This is a genomic window from Micavibrio aeruginosavorus EPB (genome assembly GCF_000348745.1).
Taxonomy (GTDB): domain Bacteria; phylum Pseudomonadota; class Alphaproteobacteria; order Micavibrionales; family Micavibrionaceae; genus Micavibrio; species Micavibrio aeruginosavorus_A.
Genome location: NC_020812.1, coordinates 1,328,804 through 1,341,892 on the forward strand (window position 1 = coordinate 1,328,804; position 13,089 = coordinate 1,341,892).

The 13,089-nt window shown below is 54.4% G+C and carries 12 protein-coding genes and 1 tRNA gene; all 13 read right to left on the reverse strand.

The window, feature by feature from the left end; translation table 11 throughout:
• Position 1: 1 nt before the first annotated feature.
• The 13 genes from nuoH to A11S_RS06245 all read right to left on the reverse strand — a co-directional run bounded on the left by nuoH (position 2) and on the right by A11S_RS06245 (position 12,999).
• Positions 2–1,009 carry an NADH-quinone oxidoreductase subunit NuoH gene (nuoH, locus tag A11S_RS06185; RefSeq protein ID WP_041803028.1) on the reverse strand — a complete coding sequence of 336 codons (1,008 nt, stop codon included), beginning with the start codon at positions 1,007–1,009 and terminating at the stop codon, positions 2–4.
• An 18-nt stretch (positions 1,010–1,027) separates the two neighbouring features.
• Positions 1,028–1,387, reverse strand: coding sequence for a hypothetical protein (locus A11S_RS06190; protein ID WP_015467641.1), 360 nt, complete (start codon positions 1,385–1,387; stop codon positions 1,028–1,030).
• A 10-nt stretch (positions 1,388–1,397) separates the two neighbouring features.
• Positions 1,398–3,455 carry an NADH-quinone oxidoreductase subunit NuoG gene (gene nuoG / locus A11S_RS06195; protein WP_015467642.1) on the reverse strand — a complete coding sequence of 686 codons (2,058 nt, stop codon included), beginning with the start codon at positions 3,453–3,455 and terminating at the stop codon, positions 1,398–1,400.
• Positions 3,443–4,186, reverse strand: a complete 744-nt coding sequence (locus A11S_RS06200) for a hypothetical protein (RefSeq protein ID WP_015467643.1) — start codon at positions 4,184–4,186, stop codon at positions 3,443–3,445. Before A11S_RS06200 ends, nuoG begins: the two co-directional genes overlap by 13 nt.
• Complete coding sequence (gene nuoF / locus A11S_RS06205) at positions 4,183–5,475, reverse strand: NADH-quinone oxidoreductase subunit NuoF (RefSeq protein WP_015467644.1); 1,293 nt, start codon at positions 5,473–5,475, stop codon at positions 4,183–4,185. Before nuoF ends, A11S_RS06200 begins: the two co-directional genes overlap by 4 nt.
• A complete protein-coding gene (gene nuoE, locus A11S_RS06210; protein ID WP_015467645.1) occupies positions 5,475–6,128 on the reverse strand; it encodes an NADH-quinone oxidoreductase subunit NuoE in 654 nt (217 codons plus the stop codon). The genes nuoF and nuoE overlap by 1 nt, the downstream gene beginning before the upstream one ends.
• Before the next feature lie 20 nt (positions 6,129–6,148).
• Positions 6,149–6,583: a hypothetical protein gene (locus A11S_RS06215; protein WP_015467646.1), complete on the reverse strand. Its 435-nt coding sequence runs from the start codon at positions 6,581–6,583 to the stop codon at positions 6,149–6,151.
• Positions 6,583–7,803, reverse strand: coding sequence for an NADH-quinone oxidoreductase subunit D (locus A11S_RS06220; protein WP_015467647.1), 1,221 nt, complete (start codon positions 7,801–7,803; stop codon positions 6,583–6,585). The genes A11S_RS06215 and A11S_RS06220 overlap by 1 nt, the downstream gene beginning before the upstream one ends.
• Positions 7,803–8,474 carry an NADH-quinone oxidoreductase subunit C gene (locus A11S_RS06225; protein WP_015467648.1) on the reverse strand — a complete coding sequence of 224 codons (672 nt, stop codon included), beginning with the start codon at positions 8,472–8,474 and terminating at the stop codon, positions 7,803–7,805. The genes A11S_RS06220 and A11S_RS06225 overlap by 1 nt, the downstream gene beginning before the upstream one ends.
• Positions 8,475–8,495: 21 nt before the next feature.
• Positions 8,496–9,071: a NuoB/complex I 20 kDa subunit family protein gene (locus tag A11S_RS06230; RefSeq protein ID WP_015467649.1), complete on the reverse strand. Its 576-nt coding sequence runs from the start codon at positions 9,069–9,071 to the stop codon at positions 8,496–8,498.
• A 6-nt stretch (positions 9,072–9,077) separates the two neighbouring features.
• Positions 9,078–9,449: an NADH-quinone oxidoreductase subunit A gene (locus A11S_RS06235; RefSeq protein WP_041802527.1), complete on the reverse strand. Its 372-nt coding sequence runs from the start codon at positions 9,447–9,449 to the stop codon at positions 9,078–9,080.
• Between the two features lie 226 nt (positions 9,450–9,675).
• Positions 9,676–12,753 carry an inverse autotransporter beta-barrel domain-containing protein gene (locus A11S_RS06240; RefSeq protein WP_015467651.1) on the reverse strand — a complete coding sequence of 1,026 codons (3,078 nt, stop codon included), beginning with the start codon at positions 12,751–12,753 and terminating at the stop codon, positions 9,676–9,678.
• A 169-nt stretch (positions 12,754–12,922) separates the two neighbouring features.
• Positions 12,923–12,999: transfer RNA gene (locus tag A11S_RS06245), tRNA-Asp, on the reverse strand.
• Positions 13,000–13,089 lie beyond the last annotated feature (90 nt).

Here is a 13,089-nt window from a genome sequence, read left to right on the forward strand (position 1 = left end):
CTTACGGCAAAGCGTCAAAAGCCAGCAGCGTACCCGCTACCACAACGACCCAGATCAGACTGAACGGCAGGAAGATTTTCCAGCCCAGGCGCATCAATTGGTCGTAACGGTAACGCGGGAATGTGCCACGAACCCAGATAAAGAAGAACAGAACGGCACAAACTTTCGCAATGAACCAGACAACGCCCGGAACAATGGCCAGTTCCGTAATGCCAAACGGTGGCAACCAGCCCCCCAGAAACAGAACCGTCGTCATTGCAGACATCAGGATCATGTTGGCATATTCACCCAGGAAAAACAGCGCGTACGCCATCGATGAATATTCAACCATAAACCCGCCGGACAATTCCGATTCACCTTCCGGCAAATCGAACGGCGCGCGGTTGGTTTCGGCCAGAATGGAGACCAAAAACACGATCAACATCGGGAACAACAACACCTGCATCCACACCGGACGCGGCGCCATTACAATGTCGGTCAGGTTCAAAGACCCAACGCACAGCAATACGGTGACAATCACCAGACCCATGGATACTTCGTACGACACCATTTGCGATGCGGAACGCAGACCACCAAGAAACGCGTATTTCGAGTTCGACGCCCAACCGGCCATGATCACACCGTAAACGCCCATCGACGAAATGGCGAACAGATACAGGATGCCGACGTTAATATCGGCAATCACCCATTTCAAATTCACCGGAATAACCGCCCACGCGACCAAGGCCAGTGTAAACAGCAACATCGGCGCCAGCAGGAACACCGGGCCGTTGGCTTGTGACGGGATAATGGTTTCCTTGGACAGCAATTTCACGCCATCGGCGATCGGTTGCAACAACCCGAACGGACCCACGGTCATCGGCCCCTGACGGCGCTGAATCGCGCCCAGAATTTTACGTTCCGCATAGGTCAGATAAGCCACGGTCAGAACAACCACCACGATCATCAACAAGATCTGGCCCACCATAATCGCGCCAGGCAGTCCGTATGTCGTCCAAAGTGCAAGCATATCCATTTGCATTTACCCTTATTTTGGATAGGTACGAGCGTGCATACGCGCGCCGTAATGAGGTTGTTTTGCCCTGATCATCCGGTCATCAAAGGGACGATGGGCCGCAAAGGCCGGGTCACTGTGATGATTGAATGTATAAGTCGGCGTGTCCAGTTTCGGCAGGATCAGCGGCTCAATATGGCTCAGGCGATCCAGAAGATGCGGACTCGACAGAATGATGGATTCAAGATCACGATCTTGCTTCCGTTCATTTGCCTTGCCATCCAGAACAACCACGCCGACATTATGTTCGGCCAACACACGGGCCATGGCCATGGCGGCCACATGGGCCCCCAATACCAAAACGATCCGTCTGTTGTTCGTGGTTTCGGTCATGGTTTACACCTTATTCCGCCGCGATCTGTTGTTCCGCCGCAAAACCGTTGCGGGCGAATGTTGTCGCGCATTTGGCCATGGTCAGCGACGCCTTCGTCACTACGTTCGTGATGTAGAAATTTTTCACCGCCGGAACAAATGCACCGGAATTGACCATGCCGGATGCGCCAAAGCTGCGCCACGGCGACGCCACAAGCGTATCCACCTGACCCAGATGCGGCCATTCATGCACGATGCGTGAACGCAAACCCGCCAGATCATCATACGGCAGCGGATGGTCCATCCATGCGGACAACGCACGAATGACTTTCCAGTCTTCACGCGCTTCGCCCACCGGCCATACGGCCGCGCGGCCCATCTGCACACGACCTTCCGTATTCACATACAGGCCGTCTTTTTCGGTATAGGCAGCCCCCGGCAAGATGATATCGGCGCGTGCGGCACCGGCATCGCCATGGTGGCCTTGATAGACAACGAATGCCGATTGCGGAATGGAATCCACCACCGCCGCATCATCGCAGCCCAGCAGGTAAACCAGTTCCATGCCGGATACATCCAGCAGGTTCTTGCCCGCAACGAACCCGATGTCCAGCGCACCAACACGGGATGCCGCGCTGTGCAGAACGTTGAACCCGTTCCAATCATCACGCACCATGTTGAAGGTTTCGGCAACCTCGCGGCACAAGGCATGCACAGCCAGACCGTCGGCCCGACGGAATGCCCCCATACCGACGATAATCATCGGATTTTTGGCGCTCTTCAGAACATCCGCAAAAGCACCCTTGCCCGCTGCAATATCCTTCAACGTATCGGCCCCGGCACCCAGATAGGTGGTCGGATAGGACAGATCATGGTTTTCACCAATCACACCGACCTTCACCTTGGTCTTGCGCCATGTTTTGCGAATACGCGCATTGATCATGGCGGCTTCGGCGCGCGGGTTGGTGCCGACCAACAGGATCGCATCGGCCTGTTCAATCCCAGTAATGCCGGTGTTGAACACATAACCGGCACGGACCGTCGGATCAAACGCGGCACCGTCGGTGCGGCATTCCAGATTACGGCCGCCGATCACACCCATCAGGTCTTTCAGCGCGACCATGGATTCCAGATCACACAGATCACCCGCCAGAGCGGCCACAGCACTCGGGTTCGTCGCACGCATACGGTGGGCGAGGATCGCAAACGCCTCGTCCCATTCCGCCGCGCGCAGGCGGCCCGTGTTTTCATCACGCACGAACGGACGATCCAGACGCTGGCGCTTCAACCCGTCATAGGCAAAGCGTGTACGGTCATCGATCCACTCTTCGTTCACATCTTCGTGCAGGCGCGGCAGAACGCGCATGACTTCCGTACCACGGCTGTCCACGCGGATGTTCGCACCCACCGCATCCATCACGTCGATGGTTTCGGTTTTCTTCAATTCCCACGGACGAGCCTGGAACGCATAGGGCTTGGACGTCAGCGCACCAACCGGGCACACATCAATCATGTTGCCGGACAGTTCAGTGGACACCGCCGCCTGAACGAACGTGGTGATTTCAACATCTTCGCCACGGTTCAGCAGACCCAGTTCCGGAACACCGCCAATTTCTTCACCAAAACGAACACACCGCGTGCATTGAATGCAACGGGTCATCACGGTTTTGATCAGCGGACCGAAATCCTTGTCCTTCACCGCGCGTTTGCTTTCGTAATAACGCGAACGGTCGTAACCATAGCCAACGGCTTGGTCTTGCAAATCGCATTCACCACCCTGGTCGCAAATCGGGCAATCCAGCGGGTGGTTGATCAGCAACATTTCCATCACGCCCTTGCGTGCCTTTTTCACCATGTCGGTTTCGGTGAAAACCTCCATGTTGTCGGCGCAGGCCAGCGCGCACGATGCCTGCGGCTTCGGCGGCCCGCCTTTCACCTCGACCAGACACATACGGCAGTTGGCCGGAACGGTCAGACGGTCGTGATAGCAGAAACGCGGAATTTCAATTCCCAGCATTTCAGCGGCCTGAAGGATCGACGTGCCTTTTTCGACTTCGACTTCGATGTCATTGATCTTTAGTTTTGGCATGGTTTTGCTTCCTGCTTACTCATCCGCTGTGTCCAGTTGCGGGCTTCAACGATTACCGGTCGGTTTTCCCACGACATTTGCAACCAATCCTGGGTCGGAACATGCAATGTCTGGCGGAAAATCTCATTCCAACCGATTTTCTCAACTTTTTCCGGCCCGAAATCCAGCGCGCCCTGCCACTCGATTTCACCGTCACGAACATTTTTATAAACGGTCAGCTTGTCGCCCTCTTCAAGGCAGTTCAAACCGTCATAGCTGATTTTGCCGTATTCATGCACGGACCAGACAACGCCTTCCGTCCCGGTCTCGCAAAATGGCTCCAATGCGCCAAACAAAACCGTTCCATCCTTGCGCTCCAACCGCGCTGGCAGGCGTGCGTAGAACATATTTTGCCACGCATCGGGTTTCATGCCTTTTTGCAGGCCATGGTGGTATTCACTGCGATCGTAATCGACCGTGCCTTCCCACTGAACATCGCCATCGGTGACGGTTTTAAAAACCTTCACCAGATCGCCAGTTTCAAATTTGATTTTATCCGCCTTCGGCTTGTTGAAAAGCGTCATGCCCCAGTCATACGCCGAACGCGCGGTCCGCACACCCAAATGCTTGATCTCCGCATTCAGCTTGTCCGCCTTGGCTTGATCTTCCGCGGTCGCATACGGCAACTCGACCCGCATCGTGGTCAACATGCCGGCTTTTTTCACACGACGTAAGGGCGCGACGTTGCTCATGCTGCCCTCGCCGCGATTTTACGGTATTCCATGATGCGCTTTTCCATTTCCGGGCGGAAATGGCGGATCAGGCCTTGGATCGGCCAGGCCGCAGCATCACCGAGGGCGCAAATGGTGTGGCCTTCGACCTGTTTGGTCACATCCCACAGCATGTCGATTTCCTCAACCGTTGCGTTGCCCTTGACCATGCGAGTCATAACGCGCCACATCCACCCCGTGCCTTCACGGCACGGGGTACATTGGCCGCAGGATTCGTGTTTATAGAATTCGGACAAACGGGCAATCGCGTAAACGATGTCAGTCGATTTATCCATGACGATCACGCCAGCGGTCCCCAGACCAGATCCAGCGGCGCGCAGGGAATCAAAATCCATCACAACCGTATCACACACCTCACGTGGCAATAACGGCGTGGACGAACCACCCGGAATCACGGCCAGCAGATTGTCCCAACCACCGCGAACACCGCCGCAATGCTTATCAATCAGCTCCTTCAGCGTGATGCCCATGGCTTCTTCGACGTTGCACGGGTTGTTCACGTGACCGGATACACAAAACAATTTCGTGCCCGTGTTTTTTTCATCCCGGCCAATGCCCGCAAACCATGAACCACCACGACGCAGAATGGTCGGCGCAACGGCAATGGTTTCCACATTGTTCACCGTCGTCGGGCAGGAATACAGACCCGCCATTGCCGGGAACGGCGGCTTGTTCCGCGGCTCGCCTTTTTTGCCTTCAAGGCTGTTCAGCAATGCGGTTTCTTCGCCGCAAATATACGCGCCCGCACCACGGTGCAAAACAACGTCAAAATCCCATCCCGAACCGGCGGCATTTTTACCCAGCAGACCGGCAGCATAAGCCTCTTTAATCGCCTTAACGACGGCGGAGCCTTCGTTATAAAACTCACCACGGATGTAGATGTAAGCCGCATGCGCATTCATCGCAAAACCGGCAATCAACGCACCTTCGATCAATTTATGCGGTTCATTGCGCAGGATATCGCGGTCCTTGCATGTACCGGGTTCGGATTCGTCGGCGTTGATGACCAGATAGCTCGGGCGGCCATCCGGGTTTTCCTTCGGCATAAACGACCATTTCATACCCGTCGGGAAACCGGCACCGCCACGGCCACGCAGACCGGATTTTTTCATCTCGTCGATGATCCAGTCGCGGCCCTTCGCGATAATGTCCTTGGTATTATCCCAATCGCCGCGTGCTTTCGCGTACTCCAGCGAATACGGTTCCCAGCCATAGATGTTCGTAAAAATACGGTCTTTATCGTCCAACATCACACAACTCCAACTTTCTTCGCCAGATCTTCCAACGATGTCGGCCCTGCGGCGGACATGGAGCATTTACGGCCCGTCTGCGACCCAACCGGAACATCTTTCCCGTCCTTCAGCGCGCTCAGGATATCCTTCATGCGCAACGGGCTGAGATCTTCGTAAAAATCATCGTTAATCTGGATCATCGGCGCATTCACGCACGCGCCCAGGCATTCCACTTCCACCACCGTGAACATGCCGTCCTTGGTGTTCTCGCCGGTTTTGATGCCCAGATGATCTTCGCAAGCCTTTTTAATATCGCCTGCACCGCACAGCCAGCACGGCGTGGTCGTGCAAACCTGCACCAGATATTTCCCAACCGGGGCCAGATTGTACATGGAGTAAAAGGTCGCAACCTCATACACCTTGATCTTCGGCAGATCCAGAATGCGGGCAATTTCATCCATCGCCGCGCGCGGGATCCAGCCACCGAACGGCGGCGTTGCTTTCGCGCCATCTTCGGCCATCTGGCGCTGCGCCAGATCCAGCAACGGCATCGTTGCGCTGCGCTGGCGGCCTTCCGGATAGCGGGAAATGATTTCCTCTACCTGCGCGGTGTCGCGGAAGGTAAAGCTCTCCGGCTGATAATCTGCATTCAGGTCGACGTGCTTTTTCACGGCGATACTCCGTTCGTTTTTTACTTCTTCAAATCGTCAATTTTTTCTGGTTTTCCGGTCGGTGCGGCAATCTGGTTGCGGCGCAGGGCTTCGGATAATTGCTCCTTGCTGCATCCGGCAACGCGTTTGCCCATCAAGATGTCATCACCTTCCGTGCCAAAAACGCTCAGGCGCTTCGACGGGGTCAGAACAAACGCGCCTGTTTCCGTCAATTCAACAACCGTGCCTTCGTCATCCGTATAACGCCCCGGGGTCAACGCCATCACTTTTTCATCGGCAATACGGCCATTAGGTTGACGCCCTTCCTTACCGAAATTGCGACCTTCCTTGTCTTCACAGAAGGCTTCGATGGTATCCCATCCCATTTCGGCATGGGCCGGGGTTGTCACGAAACACGTAACGCCCAGACCAATCACGGCCGATACCGCCAAAATGATTGCATGAATAAATGGCATTATCGGTCAATCTCCCCGAACACGATATCCATCGACCCAATGTTGGCCACAACGTCGGCCAGCATGTGGCCACGGCTCATGAAATCCAGACCTTGCAGGTGCAGGAAACCCGGCGCACGGATGCGGCAACGATACGGGCGGTTTCCACCATCGGACACCAGATACACGCCAAACTCACCTTTCGGCGCTTCCACAGCGGCGTAGGTTTCGCCCGCCGGAACGTGATAGCCCTCGGTATAAAGTTTGAAATGGTGGATCAATGCCTCCATCGAGGATTTCATTTCACCACGCGGCGGCGGTGCGATCTTGCGATCATCAACTTTCACCGGGCCACCCGGCATTTGCTGAATCGCCTGCTTCATAATTTTCAGCGACTGGCGCATTTCTTCCATGCGGACCAGATAACGGGCATAGCAATCACCCGTTTTACCAACCGGGATATCGAAATCCATATCGGCATACACTTCGTACGGCTGGGATTTACGCAAATCCCACGCAACGCCCGACCCGCGCAGCATCGGACCGGTAAAGCCCCAGTTCAGGGCTTCTTCCTTCGTCACAACGCCGATATCCACGGTCCGTTGTTTGAAAATACGGTTGCCGGTCATCAGATCGTCGAGGTCGTCAATGACCGCCGGAACGGATTTCTCAACCCAATCCATCATGTCATCCAGCAGACCCGCCGGAAGATCCTGGGACACGCCACCCGGACGGAAATAGTTCGCGTGCAAACGGGCACCGCACACGCGCTCATAGAACTCCATGCCCTTTTCACGCTCTTCAAATCCCCACAGGGCCGGCGTGATCGCACCAACGTCCAGCGCAAACGTGGTAATGTTCAAGAGGTGGTTCAGAATACGGCCCAGTTCGCTATACAGAACGCGGATATATTGCGCCCGTGTCGGAACCGTAATGCCCAGCAATTTTTCCGTGGCCAGCGCGAACGCATGTTCCTGGTTCATCGGCGCGACGTAATCCAGACGGTCGAAATACGGCACCGCCTGCATATAGGTCTTGTATTCGATCAGCTTTTCCGTCCCACGGTGCAACAGGCCGATATGCGGATCGGCGCGCTCAACCACTTCGCCTTCCATCTCTAGCACCAGACGCAACACACCGTGCGCGGCCGGGTGTTGCGGACCAAAGTTCATCGTGTACGGACGGATTTGTGTTTCTTCGCCAATATCCAGCGCGGCGCTGTCGTTCTTCACGGAGCCCATTACGCGTCTCCTCCTACGGATTTCTGCTTCGGATCACGGTAACCAAAGCTTGGCTTTACCGCCTTTTCATCCCCCGGCAATTGTACGTCAACCATACCTTCCCACGGGCTGGTATAATCGAACCGGCGGAAATCCTGGGTCAATTTTACGGGTTCATAAACTACGCGCTTCAACTCTTCGTCATAGCGCAGTTCAACATAGCCGGTCAGCGGGAAATCTTTACGTTGCGGGTGACCTTCGAAACCATAGTCGGTCAAGATACGACGCAGGTCCGGGTTGCCCGTGAAATACACGCCATACATGTCCCAGACTTCGCGTTCTAGCCAACCTGCACCACTGAACACGCTGACAACGGACGGCACCGGCGTGTCCTCCGCCGCGGTCAGTTTCACGCGCACGCGCTGGTTCTGGGTAATGGACAACAGGTTGTAAACAACCTCAAAACGCTCCGGACGATCCGGGAAATCGACGCCACAAATGTCGATGATCGTCGTGAACTGGCACTCCATATCATCGCGCAGGAATTGCAGCACCGGGATAATATGATCGCGTTTCACCGTGAACACGGGCGTGCCGCGCTCGACCGTGTGTTCAATCACCGCACGGTCCAGGCTTTCGTGAATATGTTCGGCCAGATCCATGATGGATTCGAGGGCGCCTTCATCGGACATGATCTTCTCGCTCCTCTTCGCTTATCGGACGATCCGCGTGTCTTCACGCTGGATTTTCTTTTGCAATTGCATCAAGCCGTAAACCAGCGCTTCGGCGGTCGGCGGGCATCCGGGCACGTAAATATCAACCGGAACAATCCGGTCGCATCCGCGCACAACGGAATAAGAATAATGGTAATACCCGCCACCGTTTGCGCACGACCCCATCGAAACAACCCAGCGGGGTTCCGGCATCTGGTCATACACACGGCGCAGCGCCGGGGCCATTTTGTTGGTCAGCGTCCCCGCAACGATCATCACGTCGGATTGACGCGGGCTCGGGCGCGGAATGATACCGAAACGGTCGAGGTCATAACGGCTCATATACGCATGGATCATCTCCACCGCACAGCACGCCAAACCGAACGTCATCGGCCACAGCGACCCGGTGCGGGCCCAGTCGAACAGATTATCGGCCTGCGTCAGCAGAAAGCCTTTTTCATTCAAATGCTTTGAAATCGCGGCGGGCACAACGTCCTGCTGCGCGGCGGGCGGCATGGCCAATCCAGATTCAAGCGGCGCAGGCGGCGCGGTAAAGACGTGACGATCATGTGACATTGTTGATTACTCCCAATCCAACGCGCCTTTTTTCCATTCATAAATGAATCCAACAGTCAGAATTCCAAGGAATGTGACCATGGACCAGAACCCGAAAACGCCAATGTCGCCCAGCGTAATGGCCCAGGGGAACAGGAACGCAACTTCCAGGTCGAAGATGATGAACAGGATGGCGACCAGATAAAACCGCACATCAAATTTGTGCCGCGCATCGTCGAACGCATCAAAACCGCATTCATACGCGGACAGCTTGTTCACGTCGGGATTGCGTTTACCGGCCAGCAGTGATGCCACGATCATGGCAACCGACATGCCGCCCGCAATGACGATAAAAACAAGGATCGGAAGATAGTTCAGAAGGAGGTCTGAAGGGGCCATGGTTCCCGCCTGATTCCAGAGGGTTAGAATACTTACGCGCCATTCATAAACCACTGAATCCCGCCCCACAAGCCCTAGAACAAGACTTTCCAGATGGGTTTTTTGACAATTCACACGCAAATGACATGGCAAGATTGAGAATCACTCTCAATCTCAACCGCAGGCACATTGAATCCCGCGTATTATTTTTCATAAATATCACATGGGGTTTTATTATATCAGTGACTTACGGTGCCGTTCCCAACCTTGGTGACGCATCAATCGTGGATCCACCTGTACTGCCAAACTCATTGGCACCATCACTATCCGATGCCTCATCAAATGTGGATGGGTCGGCATCTTGCCCCCACCAGTTGTTTTCAGCCTTGAGCACCGAAGCGGCAATGTCCGGATTATAGTAAACGTTAATTCCGGCATTGTCGTAAATCTGGTTGCCGCCGGTGCTGGCAAATGCCCCGCCGCCCATATCAACGACCAGATTGTTTGTGCCCGCCGTGCTGTCAAATTCCTGAATCTCGATGCCGCGTTGCGCCGACCCGGTCAGGATGTTGTCAAACATACTGATATAGACAAAGGGCGCAGCCCCCGCCGCGGTCCGGATATACATATTGGACAGATCATTGTTGCGGATCGTATTGCCAGACATGGTATAGGCCGTTCCAACCGTCCCCATACGCCCACTGGCATCGCGCGCCGTGACGAAGACACCATATTCAGTATTATCCTCAATCACGTTATCCGTCATTGAACCTGTCACGGCGGAATCTCCCTGAATATTAAACTCGACGCCATCACCGCCAGCATCGCTGATCCGGTTGGATGTCAAAATAATATTCGCGGTCGACGTATTGCGCGTATCAAAATACAAATTCTGCGCCGTTGATGTTGTCACATCATTGTCATCGACAGTCAGATCAAGCGCGCCGGTATTCGCCGTCCGCACATCCATGCCGTTGCTGTTGTTACCGGTAATGGTGTTTCCCTGAACGGTCGCCGTCAGGCTGTTCGCCGTGCCGCTGGCCTCCAGGTAAATGCCGTCCGTCGTGTTGTCATAAATCTGGTTATTGCGGATAATTGTGTGGATTTCACTGGCATTCCCAACACCCGCGGCGGCACCAATACCGATGCCGTTGTTGTATGAAGTATTATTCTCCAGAATGACGGGATTGGCGACCGATCCCACCGTGACAGAATCTTCCAATGTCGCAACATACAGGCCACGACCCGCGTTATCGTATGTTGTGTTTCCATCAAAATGCGCATAGCTCTGCGACGAGCCGGATCGTGCATCAATCTGAATCCCGTTTTCAGAATGACCGCTGGCCGTGTTGCGATAGATGTTTACGTCCATCAATCCGTCGACGACGCCGTTATTCTGTGCCCGGATTTCGGCACCATCATCCTGGTTATCCTGCATGGTGTTATCGGACAGCTCCGCATACACCGTGCCACCAAACGCCCACAGCCCGAAACCATCCTCCGAGTTATCGGACATCGTGTTGTTATGAATCACCAATCGGTTGGCAAGGCTGCCCGCCGTCATGTTCTGGTCCATCCGAATGACCAGGCCTGATGTATCAATGTCCGGCTCAATAACATTGTCGGTCAGGGCATTGCTGAAATTATTATTTTCAATACGTCCGTTCAACACAACGTTTGTGACGCCGCCTGTGGCATTGCCAATCCGGAACCCGTCACCGACGTTATTATTGACGTCATTGTCATGAACATCGATATCAACGGTCGCATCACCCGCAAGATCCATATGAATCCCGCGATAGTTATTTCCTGTGACTTCGTTTCCACTGACATTAAAATCAATGTCCGACGTACCCGATGTATAGATACGAATGGTATCATTCCCCGCCGCCGTACCGTTAGCGGTCAGAAGATTGTCCGTTAATGTATAAGATCCGGTCACGTTGGTGGCATCAATAAACACGCCATGCGCGCCGGAATTCTGGATCGTTGAATCGTGCAGGGTAAAATTCGCAACACTATCAACCCGAACACCCGCCCCCGTCGCACCATCCACCGTCACGCCCGATACCGAAACATTATCGGCCGTGACCGTAATGCCAACCCCGGCCCCGTTGGTCAGCGTTGGCGCGGCATTCGCGGCAATCAAAACAGCGTTGTTAAAACGGCCTGCCCCTGATGCGCTGAATCGGTCGGTGTCATAAACAAAATCGGTTCCGGCCCCAACGATCTGAACGCCTTCATTGCTGATGGCCAATCCGGTATCCATGCCGTTTGATCCAACACCTGTATAGATGTAGACAACGTCATGATCCTGTAACGCGGCCTGTACATCGGCCAGATTATTGAACGGATTTTCCATTGATCCGTCACCACCGCCCGCGGCCTGGTTATCAATATAAATAATCCGTTGGGCCGTACCCGTTGTCGCATTCAAAACCGCAACAGCCTGCGGTGCACCGGATGTTTCGGCCTTGCTGGACGTCACGACATCAACATCACGCACAGGCGACGCCGTCATGCGCGCTTTCAACCCGGTCAGATCCCTGCCCGACCCGCCAAATGGCAATGTAAATCGTGCCCCGACCCAGCCATCCCGGCCCCGTTCATCGTCATACTGCCCTTCGGCAGTTAAGGCGACATGCTCGGTAATCTCATACCGCGCCCGCGCCCGCACCCCAACCATGGTTGGGGAATCATCGCCGCTAAAGCTATAGCCAGCCAAATACATCCATAAATCTGTTTTCGGGATCTTGGCGCCGGCCTCAACATCACCGCCATAAAGCGGTTGCTCACGAATGACCATAGATTGAGAATCAACGAACAGCCCCGTGCCGGACAAATACGGATCACTGAGCGTCGCAGCCGTATCGACCAAAACATCATCGGTCAACGGCGCATAACCATTGGCGCGCACTTCCCATTCTTCCGCCAGCCATTCCGCCCCGGCCGTTAATTGGGAATGCATTTCCTCGCTAAAACCGGATCGTTTCCGGTCAAAATACACGTACCCGCCCAGAACCCCGCTTTCCTTCAAAAAGCGAGTCCCAAGGCCTAGGTTGATTTCACGGTTGCTCTGATCATCAGCCTTCAGGCGAATATCAGAAAAAAGCAGCGTATCGGGCGAACACGCCACAGGCAGGAAGATCGCGGTTTCGCCAATCTTGCGGTCCCCGTATTTCCCTTCGACATCAATATGCCCCGGGTAATAGCGACACGGCGCAGAGGTAAAGGCTGGGACGTCGCGTGTGCTTTGCGCCGACGCGATATCCGCCCCACTCAACACAAGACATGCAACAGAAGACAGCAAAAACGCTTTTTTCATGAGAGACCCCTTTTCGAGAAGGCATCGAAAGTCACGGAGAAATAAATATGAAAATAAAACTTGAAGACGCCCGTAGGATACGGACAAGAAAATGATGCATCACAACATATCGCGATGCAATAATAAAAAAACCGGCTCAAAAAGAGCCGGTTCTTTATTTTACCCTGAATGGCGCGAGCGACGGGACTTGAACCCGCGACCTCCTGCGTGACAGGCAGGCGTTCTAACCAACTGAACTACGCCCGCAATTCAGCGTGGGCGTATAGTTATCGGAACGGCCACAGGATTTCAATACCTTTTTCAGATTTCTTGCACAAACCAGCCGTTTTTTTCACA

What these genes read in the sequence shown, in the direction of transcription:
- nuoH (WP_041803028.1), bottom strand. Translation starts at nt 1,009, where the DNA reads ATGCTTGCACTTTGGACGACATACGGACTGCCTGGCGCGATTATGGTG.
- A11S_RS06190 (WP_015467641.1), bottom strand. Translation starts at nt 1,387, where the DNA reads ATGACCGAAACCACGAACAACAGACGGATCGTTTTGGTATTGGGGGCC.
- nuoG (WP_015467642.1), bottom strand. Translation starts at nt 3,455, where the DNA reads ATGCCAAAACTAAAGATCAATGACATCGAAGTCGAAGTCGAAAAAGGC.
- A11S_RS06200 (WP_015467643.1), bottom strand. Translation starts at nt 4,186, where the DNA reads ATGAGCAACGTCGCGCCCTTACGTCGTGTGAAAAAAGCCGGCATGTTG.
- nuoF (WP_015467644.1), bottom strand. Translation starts at nt 5,475, where the DNA reads ATGTTGGACGATAAAGACCGTATTTTTACGAACATCTATGGCTGGGAA.
- A11S_RS06215 (WP_015467646.1), bottom strand. Translation starts at nt 6,583, where the DNA reads ATGCCATTTATTCATGCAATCATTTTGGCGGTATCGGCCGTGATTGGT.
- A11S_RS06220 (WP_015467647.1), bottom strand. Translation starts at nt 7,803, where the DNA reads ATGGGCTCCGTGAAGAACGACAGCGCCGCGCTGGATATTGGCGAAGAA.
- A11S_RS06225 (WP_015467648.1), bottom strand. Translation starts at nt 8,474, where the DNA reads ATGTCCGATGAAGGCGCCCTCGAATCCATCATGGATCTGGCCGAACAT.
- A11S_RS06230 (WP_015467649.1), bottom strand. Translation starts at nt 9,071, where the DNA reads ATGTCACATGATCGTCACGTCTTTACCGCGCCGCCTGCGCCGCTTGAA.
- A11S_RS06235 (WP_041802527.1), bottom strand. Translation starts at nt 9,449, where the DNA reads ATGGCCCCTTCAGACCTCCTTCTGAACTATCTTCCGATCCTTGTTTTT.
- A11S_RS06240 (WP_015467651.1), bottom strand. Translation starts at nt 12,753, where the DNA reads ATGAAAAAAGCGTTTTTGCTGTCTTCTGTTGCATGTCTTGTGTTGAGT.